At 65.4% G+C, this 19998-nt stretch carries 22 protein-coding genes; 5 read left to right on the forward strand and 17 right to left on the reverse strand.

Annotated elements, in window-relative coordinates:
- Positions 1-9: 9 nt before the first annotated feature.
- Entirely contained in the window at positions 10-531 is a 522-nt protein-coding gene (locus C2847_RS00625; RefSeq protein ID WP_105316554.1) for a hypothetical protein, read from the reverse strand.
- 38 nt (positions 532-569) lie between these two features.
- Here C2847_RS00625 and C2847_RS00630 point away from each other — a divergent pair, with 38 nt between their 5' ends.
- On the forward strand, positions 570-1613 hold the full coding sequence (locus C2847_RS00630) for a quinone-dependent dihydroorotate dehydrogenase (protein WP_105316555.1): 1044 nt from the start codon (positions 570-572) through the stop codon (positions 1611-1613).
- Here C2847_RS00630 and C2847_RS00635 read toward each other — a convergent pair.
- From C2847_RS00635 to C2847_RS00710, 16 genes are all read right to left on the reverse strand, one after another.
- A complete protein-coding gene (locus C2847_RS00635) occupies positions 1603-2082 on the reverse strand; it encodes a Uma2 family endonuclease (protein ID WP_105316556.1) in 480 nt (159 codons plus the stop codon). The two genes, C2847_RS00630 and C2847_RS00635, sit on opposite strands and share 11 nt — an antisense overlap.
- A gap of 4 nt (positions 2083-2086) precedes the next feature.
- Positions 2087-3367, reverse strand: coding sequence for a dihydroorotase (locus C2847_RS00640; protein ID WP_105316586.1), 1281 nt, complete (start codon positions 3365-3367; stop codon positions 2087-2089).
- A 28-nt stretch (positions 3368-3395) separates the two neighbouring features.
- Positions 3396-4301 (reverse strand): aspartate carbamoyltransferase catalytic subunit, encoded by a 906-nt coding sequence (locus tag C2847_RS00645; protein WP_105316557.1) that lies wholly within the window; start codon positions 4299-4301, stop codon positions 3396-3398.
- Positions 4298-4843, reverse strand: a complete 546-nt coding sequence (gene pyrR / locus C2847_RS00650) for a bifunctional pyr operon transcriptional regulator/uracil phosphoribosyltransferase PyrR (protein WP_105316558.1) — start codon at positions 4841-4843, stop codon at positions 4298-4300. Before pyrR ends, C2847_RS00645 begins: the two co-directional genes overlap by 4 nt.
- Positions 4844-5053: 210 nt before the next feature.
- Positions 5054-5383, reverse strand: coding sequence for an SPW repeat protein (locus C2847_RS00655; RefSeq protein ID WP_105316559.1), 330 nt, complete (start codon positions 5381-5383; stop codon positions 5054-5056).
- Positions 5384-5444: 61 nt separating this feature from the next.
- Positions 5445-6191 carry a sulfite exporter TauE/SafE family protein gene (locus tag C2847_RS00660; protein WP_105316587.1) on the reverse strand — a complete coding sequence of 249 codons (747 nt, stop codon included), beginning with the start codon at positions 6189-6191 and terminating at the stop codon, positions 5445-5447.
- A gap of 5 nt (positions 6192-6196) precedes the next feature.
- On the reverse strand, positions 6197-7144 hold the full coding sequence (locus tag C2847_RS00665) for a 2-hydroxyacid dehydrogenase (RefSeq protein WP_105316560.1): 948 nt from the start codon (positions 7142-7144) through the stop codon (positions 6197-6199).
- On the reverse strand, positions 7141-7542 hold the full coding sequence (locus C2847_RS00670; protein ID WP_105316561.1) for a type II toxin-antitoxin system VapC family toxin: 402 nt from the start codon (positions 7540-7542) through the stop codon (positions 7141-7143). The genes C2847_RS00665 and C2847_RS00670 overlap by 4 nt, the downstream gene beginning before the upstream one ends.
- A complete protein-coding gene (locus C2847_RS00675; RefSeq protein WP_105316562.1) occupies positions 7539-7793 on the reverse strand; it encodes an AbrB/MazE/SpoVT family DNA-binding domain-containing protein in 255 nt (84 codons plus the stop codon). Before C2847_RS00675 ends, C2847_RS00670 begins: the two co-directional genes overlap by 4 nt.
- 43 nt (positions 7794-7836) lie before the next feature.
- Positions 7837-9147, reverse strand: coding sequence for a TldD/PmbA family protein (locus C2847_RS00680; RefSeq protein ID WP_105316563.1), 1311 nt, complete (start codon positions 9145-9147; stop codon positions 7837-7839).
- Positions 9144-10538 (reverse strand): TldD/PmbA family protein, encoded by a 1395-nt coding sequence (locus C2847_RS00685; protein WP_105316564.1) that lies wholly within the window; start codon positions 10536-10538, stop codon positions 9144-9146. The genes C2847_RS00680 and C2847_RS00685 overlap by 4 nt, the downstream gene beginning before the upstream one ends.
- Positions 10539-10616: 78 nt before the next feature.
- Positions 10617-11516 (reverse strand): DNA polymerase III subunit delta, encoded by a 900-nt coding sequence (holA, locus tag C2847_RS00690; protein WP_105316565.1) that lies wholly within the window; start codon positions 11514-11516, stop codon positions 10617-10619.
- Between the two features lie 19 nt (positions 11517-11535).
- The gene (locus tag C2847_RS00695) at positions 11536-12693 is read right to left on the reverse strand and encodes an acyl-CoA dehydrogenase family protein (RefSeq protein WP_105316566.1); all 1158 of its coding nucleotides are present in this window, start codon (positions 12691-12693) and stop codon (positions 11536-11538) included.
- 152 nt (positions 12694-12845) lie between these two features.
- Entirely contained in the window at positions 12846-13055 is a 210-nt protein-coding gene (locus tag C2847_RS00700) for a heavy-metal-associated domain-containing protein (protein ID WP_105316567.1), read from the reverse strand.
- A gap of 5 nt (positions 13056-13060) precedes the next feature.
- On the reverse strand, positions 13061-13486 hold the full coding sequence (locus C2847_RS00705) for a DUF1999 family protein (RefSeq protein WP_105316568.1): 426 nt from the start codon (positions 13484-13486) through the stop codon (positions 13061-13063).
- A 7-nt stretch (positions 13487-13493) separates the two neighbouring features.
- Complete coding sequence (locus tag C2847_RS00710; RefSeq protein ID WP_105316569.1) at positions 13494-14825, reverse strand: vWA domain-containing protein; 1332 nt, start codon at positions 14823-14825, stop codon at positions 13494-13496.
- A gap of 350 nt (positions 14826-15175) precedes the next feature.
- On the opposite strand from C2847_RS00710, the gene C2847_RS00715 reads away from it, so the two are divergent.
- The 4 genes from C2847_RS00715 to C2847_RS00735 form a co-directional block, all read left to right on the forward strand.
- The gene (locus tag C2847_RS00715; RefSeq protein ID WP_244187325.1) at positions 15176-15373 is read left to right on the forward strand and encodes a hypothetical protein; all 198 of its coding nucleotides are present in this window, start codon (positions 15176-15178) and stop codon (positions 15371-15373) included.
- Positions 15374-15466: 93 nt separating this feature from the next.
- Entirely contained in the window at positions 15467-16438 is a 972-nt protein-coding gene (gene tsaD, locus C2847_RS00720; protein WP_105316570.1) for a tRNA (adenosine(37)-N6)-threonylcarbamoyltransferase complex transferase subunit TsaD, read from the forward strand.
- Positions 16439-16476: 38 nt separating this feature from the next.
- Positions 16477-19473 (forward strand): preprotein translocase subunit SecA, encoded by a 2997-nt coding sequence (gene secA, locus C2847_RS00725; protein ID WP_105316571.1) that lies wholly within the window; start codon positions 16477-16479, stop codon positions 19471-19473.
- Positions 19474-19790: 317 nt separating this feature from the next.
- Positions 19791-19998 (forward strand): transposase (locus C2847_RS00735; protein ID WP_164835593.1); only part of this gene is annotated, 208 nt, incomplete at its 3' end.

Raw genomic sequence — 19998 nt, forward strand, 5'->3', positions numbered from 1 at the left:
GGGAGGCGGTCAGAAGCCTACGATGAGGGTGGCCTTCAGGTTCTTGAAAGCGAACTCCACTTGGGCTGTAGGCAGGGTCTGGTTCAGCTGCACACCCAGCCAGAGCCTACCCTCCTGTACCCCCCGGGTGAGGTTCCCACCCCTCAGGGTGAGGGAAGCTCTTTGGCTTAGGGTGAAGGTGGCGCTGCCCACCTTCTCGTCGTCGGGGCCCACCGGGCAGGCGTAGGCGTAAACGGTGGCGAAGTCCAAGAGGGCGGTGCAGCTGCGGTCTTCTGCGGGGTTCTTCAGACGGGCATAGAGGTCCAGGGTGAGCCTGAGGGGCTGGTTGGCCTCGAGGGTGCCAGAAATCTCCACGTTTTTAACGCGAACCCCTGGAAACTCCATCGCCTGTGCCGGATAGATCACCTGCCCAAAGGTATCCCCCACGGCAGCCACGGTCACCTTTTGGTCTGGAAGAGGCACGGTCACGCTCACCGAACAAGCCGCGAGGAGAAGGGAGAGCCCAAGGATGGCTGAGAGGACCCTCTTCATGAGCGCATCTTACCGGAAGAGCCCTTAGGATGGGGAAGATGCACCACCTGCTCTTTGCCCTGGACCCCGAAACCGCCCACGAGCTCACCCTAAGGCTTCTTTCCTTCTGGTCGGAACGAGGGCCCCTCCTGGAAGTGCCCGCCCGCTTCCTGCGGGTAGAGGACCCTGGGCTTGAGGTGGAGGCCTTTGGCCTTCGCTTTCCCAACCCCTTGGGCCTGGCGGCGGGGATGGATAAGGATGCCCGGGCTTTGGGGGCCTGGTGGGCCCTGGGCTTCGGTTTCGCCGAGGTGGGTACCCTCACCCCCAGGCCCCAGGAAGGGAACCCCAGGCCCCGCCTTTTCCGGCTTCTGGAGGACCAAGCCCTCATCAACCGCATGGGCTTCAACAACGGGGGGGCGGAGGCGGCGGCCAGGAGGCTTAAGCGCTTTCGGGAAAGGGGGCTTCGTTTCCCCGTGGGGGTGAACCTGGGCAAGAATTGGGATACCCCCTTGGAAGGGGCAGCGGAGGACTACCTAAGGGCCCTGCAGGTCCTGGAGCCTTATGGGGACTATTTCGTCCTCAACGTGAGTTCCCCCAACACCCCGGGGCTGCGCACCCTGCAGGAAGGTCCCTTTTTGGATGAGCTCCTTTCCCGGCTCCGCCCCGCCACCCGAAAACCCCTTCTCCTCAAGGTGGCCCCGGACCTCACCTTTGAAGCCCTGGACCAGGCGGTGGAGCTTTGCTTGAAGCATGGCCTCGAGGGCCTGGTGGCGGTGAACACAACCCTGGAGCGCCCAAACCTCAAAAGCCCCCTGGCCAGGGAAGCTGGAGGGCTTTCGGGGAGGCCCTTGAAGGAACGGGCCCTAGAGGCGCTGCGGCATCTTTCGGGGGTGGAGGGCCTGACCCTGGTGAGCGTGGGAGGGGTGGAGGGTCCTGAGGATGTCTGGGAGCGCTTGAAGCTAGGAGCCAGGTTGGTCCAGGTCTACACGGGCTTCGTCTACGGGGGCCCCCTTTTCCCCCGCCGGGTGCTGAAGGGGCTTCTGAAGCTTATGGAGGCGGAGGGGGTGAGAAGCCTGAAGGAGCTTCGGGTCCCTAAACGGTGAGGGTGCAACCGCAAAGGAGTTCCAGCTCCACCGGGGACACGTGCCGCCAGGCTCCATGCTGACGGAGGTGCAGGACCAGGAGCGTATGGGGGTCAAAGATTACCACGTCCTTAACCCCTTGGGAGAGGTAGAACCGGGGGGCGATTTCCAGATCCTTGGCCTCGTAACCCCGGCTCACCACCTCCACCACCGCCTCGGGCAGGAGGGTAATGGCCTCGTCTAGCTCCTCGGGTTCCCGGCAAAAGAGGGCGATATCGGGCCGCTTGTAGGAGCCGTCGGGAAAGCGGACGTACACATCGGCCACGTGGATGCAAGGGCACGAGGAGCCCTCCTTGGGGCGGATGCTTTGGCGAATGCGGTCCACAGCCTTCTGGTGCCGGTAGGTGGGCTGGGCTTCCCAAAGGGGAAGCCCCCCCACCCATTCCAGACGCAGGCCCAGCTGATCGGCTTCCAGGAGCTTTTTCAGCACGCTCTTATTCTAACGCCTGGTACACCACCCGCCCTTCCACCAGGGTGAGAACCGGCCACCCCCCTAAGACCCACCCTGCCCAAGGGGAAAACCGGGCCTTGGAGGCGAAGTTCCTGGGCTCCACGGGGCGCTCCTTGGGGTCCAGAAGGACGAGGCTGGCCTCGGCTCCTTCCTCCAGGTGGATGGGCTTCAGGCCCAGGATGTTTCGGGGACCGTCGGTGAAGAGTTCCACCAGGCGCTTTAGGGGGAAGCCCCGCTTCAGGTGAAGCTCGGTGTATAGGAGGGGAAAGGCCACCTCGAGGCTGGGTATCCCAAAAGGTGCCCGCAAGAGGTCCATCTCCTTCTCCGCCTGGGTGTGGGGGGCATGGTCGGTGGCGATGGCGTCCAGGGTGCCTTCCAGAAGGCCTTCTAGAAGGGCTTCTATGTCCTCTTGGGTGCGGAGGGGTGGGGCCACCTTGAAGAGGGGGTCGAAGGAGCGTAGGGCCTCCTCGGTGAGGGTGAGGTGGTGAGGCGTGGCCTCAGCGGTGACCGGGAGCCCAGCCCTCTTGGCCTCCCGCACCAGCTCCAGGCCCCGCTTGGTGGAGAGGTGCTGGATGTGGAGGTGGGGCCTTTTCGGGCTCCGGCGCACCGCATAGCGGAGGACCTCGAGGTCCCGGGCAATCCGCGCGGCCTCCGCCTCTCTCGGGTTTCCCGGAAGGCCCAAAAAGTCGGCCAGGGGGCCATCGTTCATGACTCCACCCCGGCGCAAGGAGGCATCCTCGGCGTGCACCGCCACGGGGAGGCCGAAGGCGGAAGCCTGCAGAAGCCCTGCCGCCAAGATCCCGGCATCCTCATTGGTGCGGCCGTCGTCGGTGAGCAGGGGGGCACCGGCCTCCTTAAGGAGCCCGGCTTCCGTGAGGGCCTTTCCCTCCTGGCCCTGGGTCAGGGCGGCGGCGGGGTGGAGCCGGGCAAGCCCCAGGGCCTGGGCCTTCTTCCTCAGGGCCCGCACGGCCTCCGGGGTGTCCACGGGAGGTGTGGTGTTGGGCATGGAAACGACATCCGCGTATCCTCCCCGCACGGCGGCCAAAAGCCCGCTGGCCAGATCCTCTTTCACCTCCTGGCCAGGTTCCCTGAGGTGGGCGTGAAGGTCCAGGAAGCCGGGGGCCAAGAGGAGGCCCTTCCCGTCCAGGATCCTTTCCGCTTCCCCACCGCTTAGGCTAAGGATCCTGCCTTCCCCGATGAGCACATCCGCAGGACCCCGTTCCCCTAAGGCGTCCACCAGCGTGACATTCTTGATAAGCAGCATGCTTTCCTCTCCCTTCAAAGGGGATGTGTTACCCCTCCCTCCCTACCAGGAGGTGGTAAAGCACCGCCATGCGCACCGCCACGCCGTTATGCACCTGGCGGTTCACCAGGCTTCTTTCCGAGTCCGCCAGGGTGCCTTCCAGCTCAATGTCCCGGTTCATGGGGCCGGGGTGAAGGAGGAGGGCGTGGGGTTTGGCCTTGCTAAGGCGTTCTTCCGTCACCTGGTAGTGGGCGATGTAGTCCTGGAGGTGGATGAGGCCGGCTTCCATGCGCTCCTTCTGGAGCCTCAGCACCATAACCGCATCCGCCTCCGCCAAAGCTTCGTCCAGGTGGGGGGTGAGCCTGGCTCCGGGAAGGCTTTGGGGGAGAAGGGTGGGGGGGCCTGCCACCCACACCTCAGCCCCGAGAAGGGGGAGAAGCTCCACGTTGGAGCGGGCTACACGGGAGTGAAGGATATCCCCCACGATGGCGATCTTCCTGCCCTCCAGGGTTCCCAGGGCCTCCAGGAGGGTGTAGGTGTCCAGAAGAGCCTGGGTGGGGTGGGCTCTGCGGCCATCCCCCCCGTTCACCACCACCCCCTTCACCCAGCGGGCGGCCTGGTGAGGGACCCCGGCGCTGTCGGCGCGAATGATATAGGCGTCTATGCCCATGGCCTCGAGGGTAAGCAGGGTGTCCTTGTAGCTTTCCCCCTTTTGCAGGCTGCTGGCCTGGGTGGCGAAGGACACCACATCCGCGGACATGCGCCTGGCCGCCAGCTCAAAGGAGATGCGGGTGCGGGTGGAGGGCTCAAAGAACACCGTGGCCACGGTGAAGCCCTGGAGGGCCGGCACCTTCTTCACCGGCCTTTCCAGCACCTCGGCCATCACCCTGGCGGTGTCCAGGATGTTTTCCACTTGCCCTCGAGTCCAGCCCTGGAAATCCAGGAGGTGCCTCATGCTTCCTCCCTTTCCCAAAGCTCCACCCGGTCCTCCCCGTCTACCTCCTGGAGCCTCACCTTCACCACCTCGCTCCTGGCGGTGGGCACGTTCTTGCCCACGAAGTCGGCCCGGATGGGGAGCTCCCGGTGCCCCCGGTCCACCAGGACTGCCAGGTAGATGCGCCTGGGCCGGCCTAGGTCCATGAGGGCATCTAGGGCAGCCCTGGCGGTCCGGCCCGTGTAGAGCACATCGTCCACCAGGACCAGGGCCTTGCCCGTGATGTCAAAGGGGATCCGGGTCTGGCGCACCTGGGGCCGGATCCCGATCTCGGAAAGGTCATCCCGGTAAAGGGTGATGTCCAGCATTCCCACCGGTACCTCCTTCCCCTCAAACTCCCGGATGTAGCGGGCGATGCGTTCGGCTAAGGGAATGCCCCGGGTGTGGATGCCCACAAGGGCCAAGCCCTCCACCCCCTTGTTGGCCTCCACGATCTCGTGGGCGATGCGGTGTAGGGCCCGCCGCATCTCCTCGGCGTTTAAAAGCTCGGCCTTAAAGCGCACGGTTCACCTCCAAAAAAGAGGCGGAGGCCAAAGCCTCCGCCGGGCTCCTTTCCTTGGTCGTCCTTATATCGCTCCATTTCTCCCCCTTTCCGGCCTCACGGGACCGGTTTAAAGGCCGACCTTACCTTACCTCCTGTCCCCAGGTGGTGCAAGAGGCCAATCCGCCTAGGGTTTATCCAAGGCGGAGGGTTTGAAGCACCGGATCGGAGTTCAGGCTGCCCGGGGTTTTTCCCGCGTGATGCTTAGGGCCAGGACACCCACCAGGACGCCCACGATAAGGGCGTTCCACATGGCGTTTCCCATGCCGCTAAACCCCAGGATCCAGGGGGAGAGGATGAGCCAGATGCCCAGGGCCACGTTCACCCACTCCTCCCACATGGGGCCACCCCGGAGGTGTAGGAGGGCCATAAGCCCCACCACTACCCCCACGATGACCGCGTTCCACATGGCGGCGGGGGTGCCGCTAAAGCCCAAAAGCCACGGGGAAAGGATGAGCCAAACGCCAAGGACAAGATTGGCCCAATCCTGCCAGCGTTGCATTTGCCCACCTCCTTTCCCCTTTACGGTAGTCCACCTTGGCCTCGAGGAATAGTGCAAAAGGTCACCGTCTCCTGCCGGAGGGACGGAGGTACCGCCAGGAAGTCCATAAAAGCACCATGGCGAAGACCAGGCGCAAGGTGGCCTCGGGTAGAAAGTGGGCGGCCTCGCCTCCCAAAAAGGTACCTAGGAACACCCCAGGTACCAGGCCAGGGGTCAGGAGGGTATCCACGTTGCCCAGGCGGTAGTGGGTATGGGCCCCCACCAGGCTGGCGGGTACCATGGCGAGGAGGCTCGTGCCCTGGGCGGTGTGCTGGTCCATGCCCAAGACCAGGACCATGGCCGGGACCATGATGGTCCCTCCTCCCACCCCCATCATGCCCGAGAGGAAGCCGGTGAGGCCTCCCGCCAGGAGGAGGGTGAGGTCCTCCCAAACCTCGCCCCGCACCAGGCCCACGGGGGCCAGGTAGGGCTTAAGGAGAAGCAAAAGGGAAACGAAAAGGAGGAAGAGGCCGAAAGCCCGCTTGAGGTCCTTTTCCGCCAGGCCGTGGGCGTAGCGGGCCCCTAGGCGGGCGGTGAGGATGGCGGTGGCCGCCAAGAACAAGGCGGCCTTAAGGCTCAAGGACCCCTGGAGCCCGTAGGTGAAAGCCCCCATAAGCCCGGTGAAGAAGACCGCCACCAGGCTGGTGCCGTGGGCCTTGTGCTGGGAAAGCCTGAGAATCCCCACCATCAGGGGGATCATCACCGTGCCTCCCCCAAGCCCCACGAGCCCCCCAAAGCCCCCACCGAGAAGGCCGATGACGAAGCTCATGGGGCTCATACTACCGGGTTTGGCGGCTCCCAGCCCTCCAGCACGGCGAGGAGGTTCGCCACCGCTATTTCCGCCATGCGCTCCCGGGTTCGCCTTCCTGCCGAGCCGATGTGGGGGGTGATGACGGCGTTGAGGAGGGTGTAAAGGGGATGCCCTGGGGGCAAGGGCTCGGGGTCGGTGACGTCCAAGCCTGCCCCAAAGAGGTGCCCGTTCAGGGCCTCCACCAGGGCTTCGGTGTCCACCAGGCCGCCCCGGGCGGTGTTGAGGAGGATGGCCCCCGGCTTCATGGCGAGGAGCCGCTTGCGGTCCATGAGCCGGCGGGTTTCCGGGGTGAGGGGGACGTGGAGGCTCACGATGTCGGATGTGGCCAGGAGTTCCTCCAGGGGAAGGTAGGGGTAAGGCAGGGGCTTAGGGGTGCGGCTATGGTAGACCACCTTCATCCCGAAGGCCTCGGCCCTTTTGGCCACCGCCTGGCCGATACGGCCCATGCCCACGATGCCTAAAGTGGCGCCCTGAAGGTCCAGTCCCAGGAGGAGTTCGGGGTGCCAGGCCCGCCAAAGGCCTTTTCGGGCATAGTCCACTCCCTCCACCACCCGCCTGGCCACCGCCAGGAGGAGGGCTAGGGTGAGGTCGGCGGTGGCCTCGGTGAGGACCCCGGGGGTGTGGGTTACCCGGATGCCCCGGGCTTTGGCCGCCTCGAGGTCCACGTGGTCCACCCCCACGCTGTAGCAGGCGATGACCTTTAGTTCCGGGGCGCGGTCCATCACCTCGGCCTCGATGCGGTCCTCCACGGTGGGGATGAGGCCGATGGCTCCTTCCACCTTCTTGAGAAGGTCCTCCCGGGGGAGGAAAAACCCCTCGTGGACTTCCAGATGGTAACCTTTCTCCTGGATGCGGTCCAAGGCATTGCCAGGAAGCCTACGGGTGACCAGAACCTTACTCTTGGGCTTCAGGGCACCACCTCCAGCTCGGGGAAGGCAAGCCGGTAGGAGCCAGGGTCAAAGGTGGCTAGGCTTAGGCCGTGGTAAAGAGCGTGGGAGCCGACAAGGAAATCCGCCAGGATGCGCCGAGGCAGAGAGGTTTTTCGCCTCTTCTGAGCGTAAAGGCCAAAGCGCTCGCCCGCCAGTTCCCATACGGGAAGGGGCATCTCAGACCGCAGGCGGATCCCCAGGCCTTCAAGGAAAGCCCCTATGAGGGACCACCCTTGCCCGGCGCGAAGTTCAGCGTAAACCGGAGGGCTGATGAAGAGAATCTCCCGGGATAGCTCGTCCAGCAGGGAGACGGCCTTCTCATGTTGAGCGTCCTGGGGGTCCAGGGCAGCGAGGATGATGTTGGTGTCCAGGCTGATCACCCCTTGCGCAGTTTCCGGATATAGCCCACCGCGTCGTGCCCCGTGGTCTTTCCCACGGTCTCGGCTTCCTCGGGATAGGCTTGGAGAAGTTCCCGCAAAAGCTGCCGCACCGGTGGGCGCCAGGGGCGTAGGCGGATTTCTCCCCCTACCACTTCCACCAGGAGCTTTTCCCCGGGATGGAGACCCAAGGCCTGCCGAACCTCGGCGGGCAAGGTGATCTGGTATTTGGGGCTGATGGTGACCGTAGCCATGCCTTTAGCTTAGCACTAAGCACCAAGCGCTTGTTGCTTTACGTTAAGCTCCCGCAAAGGAAAGCTCGGCTACCGCCACCAAGGGGCTTCCGAAGGCGCTTCCCATCACCTCCCAGTCCAGTTCGTCCCCCACGGCCTCAATAGCCTGGAGAAGATCCAGAAGGTTTCCGGCCACGGCAAAGTTTTCCACCGCATACCGCACCTCTCCCTCTTCCACCCAAAGCCCCAGGGCCTGCAGGGAAAAGTCCAGGCTCACGGGGTTGGCCCCGGCGTGTAGGCCCATGAACTCGGTTATTAGCACGCCCTTTTCCAGGCGCAGGTTGCCCACGGGCTCAAGGAAGAGGTTGGTGGGAGCCACGTCCAGGATTCCGCGGTAGGTGCGGAAGGCGTGGCCGGTGTTCTCCTGGCCCAGGGCCCTGGCGGTTTCCGCGTTGTGCAGGAAGGTTTTGAAGATCCCCTTCTCCACCACCACCGTGCGCTGGGCCGGGGTACCTTCGGCGTCAAAGGGGCGGGAAAGGAGGCCCTTTTCCAGGGTGGGGTCGTCCACCAGGGTGACCCATTCCGAGGCGATCCGCTCCCCAAGCCGGTTTAAGAGGCGGCTTTTGCCTTCCAGGGCACTCTTGGCGGAAAGGGAGCGGGAAAGCACCAGGAGGAGGCCCGCCATGGCCTTGGGCTCCAGGTAGGCCCGGTAGCGGCCGGTGGGGAGGGGCCTGGCGTTTAAGTGCCTTGCGGTTTTCTCCCGGATTTCCAAGGCGGTGCGTCCGGGGTCCAGGAGGTGGAACTCCTTGGCCAGCTTGAAGTCCCAGCCTTGCTTGAGGCTTGGGCCATCCCCCATCACCAGGCTACCCCCCATCCCGGCAAGCCCAGTGCGGAAGGCACCCTCGGCCCCTAAGGTGCTGGAGAGGGCCACCCGGACCTCCTTTTCCATGTAGCCCCCCATGAGGACGCTTCGGGTGCGGGGGTCGTCCCGCAAGGCCCTTTCCAGTTCCAGGGCGCTTTGCTTCTTGGTTTCCAGGGGAGCGGAAAGGCCCTCCCCCAGAAGATCGTGGCTTCCCAAAGCCTGGCCTAGGGGGATGAAGCCTTCCTTATCCGCAAGAAGGGCGTTATCCCTGGCCTCCGATAGGGCCCACTCTAAAGCCTCCGGGGAAAGCTCTTCCGTGTAGGCGTAGCCCACGTGGCCTTGGACCACCACCCTGAGGCCGATTCCCCCCTGGCGGGCCTCCTTGATCTCCTCCAGGGTACCTTGCCGGGCCCTTAAGGAAAGCTCCCGCTCCTCCTGGAAGAGGACTTCCGCCTGAAGGCCCAGTTCCCGGGCCCGCCTCAAGAGGTACCGCTTGGCTTCCTCCAGGGTCATGCCCTACCTCCCACCACGATTTCCGAGACCAGCACATGGGGCTGGCCCACCTCCACGGGCACCATTCCCGAGAGGCTCCCGCACATCCCGGGAGCGTTTTCCCAGTCCCCCGCCACGGCCACCACCTTCCTGATGGTCTCCGGTCCCTTGCCCACCAGCATGGCCCCGCGCACGGGTTCCTCCAGGCGCCCGTGGCGGATGATGTATCCCTCCTGCACGGCGAAGTTGTACTCCCCGCTTCCCGGCTTCACCTGGCCGCCTCCCAACTCCTTGGCGTAGAGGCCGAACTCCACGCTGGTGATGAGGTCTTCCACCTCCTTGTCCCCCGGGGCGATGAAGGTGTTGCGCATCCTCGAGGTGGGGGCGAAGGTGTAGTCCTGCCTGCGGCCCGAGCCCGTCATGGGGTAGCCGGTGAGGAGGTGGCCCAGCCGGTCCACCATGTAGCTCTTGAGCACACCCCTTTCTATCAGCACCGTGCGCTCCGTGGGACGGCCCTCGTCGTCCACCTCCGTGGAACCCCAGGCGTGGGGGAGGGTGCCGTCGTCGATGTAGGTGACGGCAGGGCTCGCCACCTCTTCCCCCAGCTTGTCCGCAAGGACGCTAGCCTTCTTGGCCACGCTGGTGGTCTCCAAGAGGTGCCCCAGGGCCTCGTGGAAGATAACCCCGCCGAAGGCGTTCCCCACCACCACGGGCATGGTCCCGGCGGGGGCGGGCTTGGCCCTTAGGTTGGTGAGGGCCTGGCGGGCGGCCTTGGCCCCCACCTCCTTGGGGGGGAAGAGGTCAAAGAGTTCCAGGCCCACGCTCTTGCCGGGTGCTGCGTAGCCTGTTTGCACCTCCGTGCCGTCTTGGGCCACCGCCAGGACGAAAAGCCGGGTGCGGACCCTCTTTTCCTCGGCCCACGTGCCCTCGGTGTTGGCAATCAGGACTTCCTGCTCCCATTCCTGGAGGCTGGCCTCCACCTGCCTTATTTCCGGGGCCATCCGGGCCCCAGCCTCCGCCTCCAGGAGCCTTTCCAGACGGTAGCGCTTGTCCTTTTCCCCGTAGGACGTCCTGGGGGTGTGAAGGCCCTTGGGGAGAGCCTTGCGGAAGTCCAGGCCTCCAGCGCCCCTCTCGTCCACCTGCCCCAGGGCTCCCTTGGCCCGGAGAAGGGTTTCCAGGGCTTCCAGGAGGCCTTCGCGGGTGAGCTGGTTGGTGTAGGCGTAGACCACCTCGGTGCCGAAGAAAAGCCTTATCCCCGCCCCGTAGTCCAGGCCGGAGATGGCCTCCTCCAGGCGGCCTGAACGCACGATCATGCGCCGCCTCCGGGAGCGCTCCGCGTAGATCTCGGCGAAGTCGGCCCCGCCTTTTAGGGCTTGCCGCAGGAGGGTCTCCACCAGATCTGGGCTTAGCATGGAAGGAGGCTAACCCAGGACTGACCCGCGGGTCAACTCCTTGGGGAAGGATTCCCTGGAGGACTCCTTTGGGGGGTGTCACGCAGGTTCTGCCGGGGTGAGGTGGAGGAGGGTGTAGACCGCCCTTTCCAGGGCCAGCCAGGGATCCTTGCCCTCCTTGGCCCGGCGCTCTGCCTGGATCAAGGCCTCCAGGCTGGCCTCGAGGGCTTCCTTGGGGAGACCTCGAGCCAGCTCCAGCGCCCTTTTGGCCGCGTAGGGATGGGCCTCGAGGCGGGCGAGGTCTTCCTCCTTGGGCCTGGGGTTTTCCTCAAGGAGCATCCAGGCCCGGGCCAGAAGGGAAAACTGCCAGGCGAAGGCCCCAAGGAGCCTTAGGGGCTCCTCCCCCTCCTCCTTTAGCCGCCTTAGGTGGCGGAAGGCGGCCTTGGCATCCCCTTCCAAAACCGCCCGCACCAGGTCAAACCCGCTTACAGGGGGCTTTAGGGCCACCACCCGCTCCACCTTTTCCAGGGTGAGGGGAGGGGAGAGGAGGGCAAGCTTCTCCAGCTCCCGTTCCAGGGCCTCGAGGTCCCCCTCCAGAGAGGCCAGGTACTGGGCGATGCCGGCGGGTAGCCTGAATCCCAGCCGCTTGGCCCGGTTTTCCAGGTGGCGGACGAGGTCCTTGCCCTTCGGGGTGGGGAAGTCCCGCCTTTCTCGGGTTCGGTAGAAGGCGGCCCGGGCGGTGGTGGGCTTGGGGTCAAGGAGGAGCACGGCCACCTCCTCGGGGGCGCTTTCCAGGAGGGGCTTCAACGCCCTCCACTCCCCGTCGCTCACCTCCCTCAGGTCCAGCATGGCCCCGGCTTGCCCGAAAAGCCCGGGGCTTAGGGCCTCGGCCAGGGCTTCAGGGGTGGGCTCGGTGAAGTGGGTGAGGCCCCGAAGGGAGGCCTCCTGGAGGAGGGCCTCCTTGGCCAGAAAGGGGTCTCCCGTGAAGGCGATGACCATGCCCGCCGTTTCCAGACTCCTAAAGGGCGTTCAGCCCCGTGGCCTCCCTTCCTAAGACCAGGGTGTGGATGTCGTGGGTGCCCTCGTAGGTGTAGACGGTTTCCAGGTTGAGCATGTGGCGGATGGCGTGGTACTCCAGGGTGATGCCGCTTCCCCCCAGGATGTCCCGGGCCAGGCGGGCGGCCTTCAGGGCCTTCATCACGTTCTGCCGCTTGGCCAGGGAAACCTGGGCCGGCGTTAGCTTTCCCTCGTCCTTGAGCCGGGCAAGCCGCCAGGCGAGGAGGAGGCCCTCGGTGTGGTCGGCAAGCATCTCCGCCAGCTTGGCCTGCACCAGCTGCTTCTTGGCGATGGGCTCGCCGAAGGCGCTCCGGCTTTTGGCGAACTCCACCGCCTCGGTGTACACCGCCTCCAAGGCCCCCAGAACCCCCCAGGCGATGCCGAAGCGGGCTTGGGTGAGGCAGGAAAGGGGGGCCTTGAGGCCCTCGGCCTTGGGCAGGCGCAAGGCCTCGGGCACCCGCACCTCCTCCAGGATGAGCTCGCTGGTCACCGAGGCCCTTAGGCTCATCTTGTGCTTCACCTCCCGGGCCTGGAAGCCCGGGGTGTCGGTGGGGACGATGAAGCCCAGGACCCGCCCCTCCTCGTCCTTGGCCCAGATGATGGCGATATGGGCCAAGTTGCCGTTGGTGATCCACATCTTGGTGCCGTTTAGGACCCAGGTGTCCCCCTCCCGGCGCGCCCGGGTCTTCATGTTGCCGTAGGGGTCGGAGCCCCCATCGGGCTCGGTGAGGCCGAAGCAGCCCACCATCTCCCCCCGGGCCAGCTTAGGCAGGAACTCCCGCTTCTGCTCCTCGCTGCCAAAGGCGTAGATGGGGTACATGACCAAAGAGCTTTGCACGCTCACAAAGCTCCTAAGCCCCGAGTCCACCCGTTCCAGCTCGTAGGCGATCAGCCCGTAGGCAGCGCTGGAAACCCCTGCTCCCCCGTACTCCGGGGGCAGGGTGGGGCCTAGGAAGCCCAGCTCCGCGAACCGGGGTATGAGGTGGGTGGGGAAGATCCCTTCCTCCCACCAGTCGCGGATGTGGGGCAGGGCTTCCTTTTCCAGGAAGCGGCGGGCGGCCTTTTGGATCTCCCTTTCCTCGGGGGTGAGGAGGTCTTCTAGGGCGTAAAAGTCCAGCATGGGGCACCTCGGCACCAGTCTACCCCCTTGGGGCGTTCCCTAAGCCAGGGGATGCCGAGGGACCGGGCACGGAGGTTGTTTTGCCAAAGGGGGGGCGGCTTGCCCGTGACCCCTCTGGGACCCCCGTCGTGGCGCAGGCCACGACGGGGTACTCAGAGCATGCCCGCCAGAAAGCCCTCTTCCCGGATGGTGCGGAGGAGGTCCATCACCGTGAGGACCTGAGGGTCGTACTCCACCAGGACCTGGGCGGGGCCGGTGGCCTGGACCTGGGAGGTGCCCTCGAGGTCCCGTAGCGCCCTAAGGATCCGCTCCATCCCCTCGGGGGTAGGCTCTCCCCGGATGCCGATGAGAACCCGGTTCATGATCCCTATTCTAGGACGCCCCGGGTTTCCCCCCTCTGTCCCCGGCTCCCCAGGACCCTCACCGCCAGGACCAAGGGTCCGATGGCAAATCCCTGGGCCTGTAAGGCCGCTTGAAGGTCCTCCCGTTTGGGGTCCAGGTGCAGGGCCACCTCGTAAACCCCGGCGTCGTAGGCGCTTTTCACCGCGGCGGCCAGGAGGCCCTCCAGGACCACCTGGTTCCTGCCCTCTATCCGGGTGACGAGGACCGTGGTGGCCTCTCCCTGCCACACCGCCTGAGCAAGGGTGAAGCCCATGGGCTCCTCCCCCTCTTCCGCTAGGAAGGAGTGGCCGGTGCGGGCGAAAAAGCGCACAGCGCCCAGGCTCAAGGGCCGGCTTCCCGCCACCCGGTTGAGGAGGTCCAGATCCAGCTCGGTGAAAGGACGGAAGCGCATGGGCCCATTATGCTTCCTGGGCCAGGGGTTTGGGGCGGAAGAGTAGGGCTTCGAGAAGGAGCGCCAAGGCGGCGAGGAGGGCGAGGAACCGGCCTGCCCCTCCCTGGGTTGAAGGAAGGAAGCTGGGTCCGGGGGTGGGGAGAAGGGTTTCCCCGGCGGAAAGGAGGCCCGTGCGCACCTCCCGGTAGGGTTTGAGGAAGTTGTAGACCAGGAGGGGGAAGAAGGGGTGCTCCTGGATGGTGGCCAAAGGAGGCAGGTAAAGCCCTCCTTCCGTAAAGTAGACGAGGCCCACCCCATCCTCCCCTTCCACCAGGGGCCGCCAGGAACTGGGGGGCGGGGGAGGAGGGGGCAGGCGCTCCCCCAAAAGGGCTACCCCTTCCAGGAGGGGATGAGGTGTAGCGAGGAGAACCGGGGTAGGGTTTCCCCCGGAAGGGGCCAGGTAGAGGGTTGGCCTATCGGGAGGCCCCTGGGGTACCCCGATGCGCACCCGCACCTCCTCTCCGTGAACCGCCCCCAGGAGGAGGAAGAGCCTTTCCAAGGCGGGGGCCTTGGGGTAGTCCACCCCAAGCCGCCTGAAGCCAAAGCCCGCCTCGTCGTCCAAGTCCAGGGCGCCCCCATTCAGGAGCCGGGCGGTGAAGGTGGGGGGAAGGTTCTCCAGCCGGGCAAAGCCCCGGGCCGGAACCCGCACTTCCTCCACCCTGCCGCCCACCTCCACCTGGGCGACAAGGGTGCGGCTTGCGCTATTTCCTAAGGCCAGGAACCCCTGGGCCACGGCCACGATCCCCAGGTTCTCCCTAGGGCTTCCCACCCCGATGTACCCCTCCGCCCCAGGGGGCGGGGGGCTGTCGCTCGCCACCAACACCGGGGCCTTTAGAAGCCTCCGCCCTAGGGCGATGGCCTCCTCCAGCCGGGCCTCCCGGTCCTTGGCCTCCAGCGCCAGGAGCCGGGTCCTCAGGGCGATGCCGGGAGCAGGGCCGTAGGCTTCCGGCCTTTCCCCAGCCCGCACCAAGACGGCCTCTGGGGCTTTTTCCAGGAGGGGGAGAAGCCTTTCCTTGGCCAGGTCCAAACGGGTCTTGGCCCCTTCCCGAGTGGCCATACTGGCGGAGGTGTCCACCACAAAGACCATGGGGGAGGGCCCCAAGGGGGGATCCTCGAGGGCCAGGACCATCAGGGCGGCCGCCAGGAGAAGGAGGAAAAGCCTTGAGTCCAGCCGGGGCCGAAAGCGCTTCCTCCTGCCCCTCTGCCAAAGCCATACCCCGGCCCAGGGGCGCACCCTGGGCCTCCTCGCCCGGTAAAGGAGATAGACGAGGAGGAGCACCGGAAGGAGAAGCCAGAGCATTACCCTTAGCCTAAATGCTCACGCAGGAAGGTTGCTTCATCGGCAAGGGTGGATACAGCGTGCCCATGGCCTTTTTGGGGTCCCCGTCGTGGTGCAAGCCACGACAGGGTACTTAAGTACCCCGTTGGGGCGTAAGCCCCAACGGGGACCCCAAAGAGGCCATAAGCAAGCCGCCTCGGCCTTTACCGATGGGGTAACCACCGTGTACGGGCGCTTAGTCCCTTCTTGAGGGTATCTGCTAGAGTAGCGGGAGGTGATACCATGCCCGGGGTGCTGGCGCACTTGAGGCTCCCGGAAGAGCTTGTAAAGCGCCCGGACGAGGAGCGGAGGGGCGTTCCCGAAGCGAGGTGGTGGCGGAGGCCCTGGAAGACTACCTCAGGCGGGTGCGGCTTCTCTCCCTGGATGAGGAGGTGGCGGGTTCCGTGGGTTTTGAGGAGGCTACCCACTGGGCCATGCCGGAGGATGTGGTGGGCTATGTCCGGACTTTGAGAGGGGAAGCGGAGGCCCGTTTGGATGCGTTATCTCCTGGACAGCACGGCGATCATTGATCTCTTTCGGGGCCATCCCCGGGTGGTGGCCTGGGTACGGGGGAGTCTGGCCCAAGGGGCGACCCTGGTGCTGGATCCGAGGGAGGGATAGCTATGTGGATTTTGGGCGTTGACACCTCCTGCGACGACACGGGGGTGGGCCTGGTGCGGGATGGGGAGGTGGTGGTCAACCTGGTGGCCAGCCAGGTGGCCCTGCACCAGGCCTACGGCGGGGTGGTGCCCGAGCTGGCGAGCCGGGAGCACCTGAAGGTCATTCGCCCCCTTGCGGAAAAGGCCTTGGCCGAGGCGGGGATCGGGCCCAAAGACCTTTCCCTCATCGCCGCCACGCGGGGCCCTGGGCTCATCGGGGCCCTCTTGGTGGGGTACACCTTTGCCAAGGGCTTGGCCTGGGCCCTGGGGAAGCCCTTCTACGCCATCCACCACCTCGAGGCCCACATCGCCGCCGCCTGGCCTCCTGGCCTGGACCCCCCTTTCTTGGCCCTGGTGGCCTCGGGTGGGCACACCCACCTTTTCGCGGTGGAGGCCCTGGGTCGCTACCGGCTTCTCGGGGCTACCCGGGATGATGCCGCCGGGGAGGCCTTTGACAAGGTGGCGAGGCTTCTCGGCCTGGGCTTTCCCGGGGGGCCCGAGATCGAGCGCCTGGCCCAGGAAGCCAGGGAGAAGGTGCCCTTCCCCGTCCCCCTCAAGGACCAGAAGGGGTACGAGTTCAGCTTCTCTGGCCTCAAGACCAAGGCGGTGCAGCTGGTGGAGGCCGGGCATCCCGCTCCGGCTTTGGCCAAGGGGTTTCAGGAGGCAGCGGTGGAGCACCTGGCCCAGGTGGTCATCCGGGCTGCCCAGGACACGGGCCACCGGGTGCTTCTGGTGGCGGGAGGGGTAGCCGCCAACCGGGCCTTGCAGGCCCGTTTCCAGGAGGCGGGGCTTACCGTGTGCTTCCCCCCCAGGGGCCTTTCCCAGGACAACGGGGCCATGGTGGCCTTGGCCGCCTGGCGCCGTTACCAAGGAGGTTTTCCCCCTAGTCCCTTGTCGCTCGGGGCCACCGCCTATTGGCCCCTCGAGGAGGCCTGAAGGCTTTCTCATCCTGTGGGGGTACAATCGGCTTTAGGATGCTGGGCCTCATACGGAAGCTTTTTGACAACAACGAGCGGGAGATTGCCCGCTACTACAAGCAAGTGGTGGAGCCCACCAACCGGCTGGAGCCGGAGGTGGAGAAGATCCCTGACCTGGCCGCGGCCTATGCGGAGCTCAAGGAGAAGCACGAGAGGGGAGCGAGCCTCGAGGAGCTCCTCCCCATGGCCTTCGCCTTGACCCGGGAGTCCGCCAAGCGCTATTTGGGCATGCGCCACTTTGACGTGCAGCTCATCGGCGGGGCGGTGCTCCACGAGGGCAAGATCGCGGAGATGAAGACCGGGGAGGGCAAGACCCTGGTGGCCACCCTGGCCGTGGCCCTGAATGCCCTAAGGAGTAAGGGTGTCCACGTGGTCACGGTAAACGACTACTTGGCCCGCCGCGACGCCGAGTGGATGGGACCCGTGTACCGGGGCCTGGGCCTCACGGTGGGGGTCATCCAGCACAGCTCCACCCCCGAGGAGCGCCGCAAGGCCTACCTGGCCGACGTCACCTACGTGACCAACTCCGAGCTGGGCTTTGACTACCTCCGGGACAACATGGCCATCAGCCCGGACCAGCTGGTGCTTCGCCATGACACCCCCTTGCACTACGCCATCATCGACGAGGTGGACTCCATCCTGATCGACGAGGCCCGCACCCCCCTCATCATCTCCGGCCCGGCGGAGAAGGCCACGGATCTCTACTACAAGATGGCGGAGATCGCCAAGAAGCTGGAAAGGGGCCTTCCCCCGGAGCCCGGGGTGCGCAAGGAGCCCACGGGGGACTACACCATCGAGGAGAAGAACCGCGCCGTCCACCTCACCCTCCAGGGCATCGCCAAGGCGGAAAAGCTCCTTGGGGTGGAAGGGCTCTTCAGCCCCGAGAACATGGAGCTGGCCCACATGCTCATCCAGGCCATCCGGGCCAAGGAGCTCTACCACCGGGACCGGGATTACATCGTTCAAGATGGCCAGGTCATCATCGTGGACGAGTTCACGGGCCGCCTGATGCCAGGACGGCGCTACGGGGAGGGCCTCCACCAGGCCATTGAGGCCAAGGAGGGGGTCAAGATTGAGCGGGAGAACCAGACCCTGGCCACCATCACCTACCAGAACTTCTTCCGCCTCTACGAGAAGCGGGCCGGGATGACCGGCACCGCCAAGACCGAGGAGAAGGAGTTCCAGGAGATCTACGGCATGGACGTGGTGGTGGTGCCCACCAACCGCCCCATGATCCGCCAGGACTTCCCCGACGTGGTCTACCGCACGGAAAAGGGCAAGTTCTACGCGGTGGTGGAGGAGATCGCCGAGAAGTACGAACGGGGGCAGCCGGTCCTGGTGGGCACCATCAGCATCGAAAAGTCCGAAAGGCTTTCCCAGATGCTCCGTGAGCCCCGCCTCTATCTGCCCCGGCTGGAGATGCGCCTGGAGCTTTTCAAGAAGGCCAGCCAGAAGCAGCAGGGGGAGGCGTGGGAGCGCCTAAGGAAGCTTCTGGAAAAGCCCACCCAGCTTAAGGATGAGGACCTTGCAGCCTTTGAGGGACTTATTCCCCCGAAGGGCAACCTGCGCGCCGCCTGGGAGGGCTTAAAACGGGCGGTGCATACCCTTACGGTCTTGCGCCAGGGCATCCCCCACCAGGTCCTAAACGCCAAGCACCACGCCAAGGAGGCGGAGATCGTGGCCCAGGCGGGCCGGAGCAAGACGGTCACCATCGCCACCAACATGGCGGGCCGGGGGACGGACATCAAGCTGGGGGGGAACCCCGAGTACCTGGCGGCAGCCCTTTTGGAAAAGGAGGGCTTTGACCGGTACGAGTGGAAGGTGGAGCTCTTCATCAAGAAGATGGTGGCGGGCCAGGAGGAGGAGGCCCGGGCCCTGGCCCAGGAGCTGGGGATAAAAGAAGAGTTCCAGGAAAAAATCCGCCAGATCCGGGAGGAGTGCAAGGCGGACGAGGAACGGGTACGGCAACTGGGAGGGCTCTTCATCCTGGGCACCGAGCGGCATGAGTCCCGCCGCATCGACAACCAGCTAAGGGGCCGAGCCGGGCGCCAGGGGGACCCGGGGGGAAGCCGCTTCTACGTGAGCTTTGACGACGACCTCATGCGCCTTTTCGCCTCGGACCGGGTCATCGCCATGCTGGACCGCATGGGCTTTGACGACTCTGAGCCCATCGAACATCCCATGGTGACCCGTTCCATCGAGCGGGCCCAGAAGCGCGTGGAGGATCGCAACTTTGCCATCCGCAAGCAGCTTTTGCAGTTTGACGACGTGATGGCCCGCCAGCGGGAGGTCATCTACGCCCAGCGCCGCCTGATCCTTCTGGGTACGGATGAGGAGGTGAAGGAGGCAGCCTTGGGCATGGTGGAGGAAACGGTGGCGGGGATTGCGGAAAACGTCCTGAACCCCCAGGTGCACCCCGAGGACTGGGACCTGGATGCCCTAAAGGCCACCCTCCTGGACACCGTGCCCCAGCTTGCGGACTACCCCTTTGAGGAGCTTCGCGCCTTAAAGCCCGAAGAGGGCGTGGAGCGCCTGGTGGAGGCGGCTTTGAAGGCCTACGGGGCCAGGGAGCAGGAGCTTACCCCTCCCCTGATGCGGGCGGTGGAGCGCTTCGTGATCCTCAACGTGGTGGACTCCGCTTGGAAGGAGCACCTGCATAACCTGGACGTGCTCCGCCAGGGTATCTTCCTGCGGGGCTATGGTCAGAAGGACCCCTTCCAGGAGTACAAGATCGAGGCCACCCGGCTGTTTAACGACATGGTGGGCTTCATCAAGGGGGAGGTGGCCAAGTTCCTCTTCCGCCTGAAGGTAGAGGCGGAGCCGGTGCGCCCGGTGCGGGAGGCTCCTTACGTGCCCGTGCCCGCTCCCCAGAAGGAGGCCCGGCCCTTCGGCATGGAGAAGAAGCGCCCCACCACCCCACCGCCCCAGCCTGGCCTTTCCCGGGCCGAGCGCCGAAGGCTCATGCGGGAGGAGAAGAAGCGCAAGAAGGAGTGAGCAAACCGGCCCGGGGTTGCCCCGGGCCGGAAAGCTAAGTACCCCGCCGTGGCGCAAGCCACGGCGGGGACCCCAAAAGGACTATGGGCAAGCCGCCTTCACCCCTGCCGATGGGGCAACCTTCGTGCGTGGGCACTTAGAGGCTGTCGTAAAAGTCTTGTATCCTTGAAGGGTGCAGAGGACCCGCACACCTTACCCCAGCAACCTCAGCCATGAGGAATGGGCCATCCTTGAACCCCTGATCCCTGCCCCCAAGCCCGGGGGTCGCCCCGCAAAGGTGCCCCGTAGGGAAATCGTCTTTGGGGCCCCTACCCCAGATGAACCGCAACGCCATCTTGTACCTCCTGGAGAACGGTATCAAGTGGCGGGCCATGCCCCATGACCTGCCCCACTGGTCCACCGTCTACCACTACTTCCGCAAGTGGCAAAAGGACGGGGTTTGGGAGAAGGCAGCCCTGGCCCGGCGGGACCGGGAGAGGGAAAGGCGGTATGCCTCTCCCAGCGCCCTGGTGGTGGACAGCCAAT

This window comes from Thermus tenuipuniceus (assembly GCF_002964845.1).
Taxonomy (GTDB): Bacteria; Deinococcota; Deinococci; order Deinococcales; family Thermaceae; genus Thermus; species Thermus tenuipuniceus.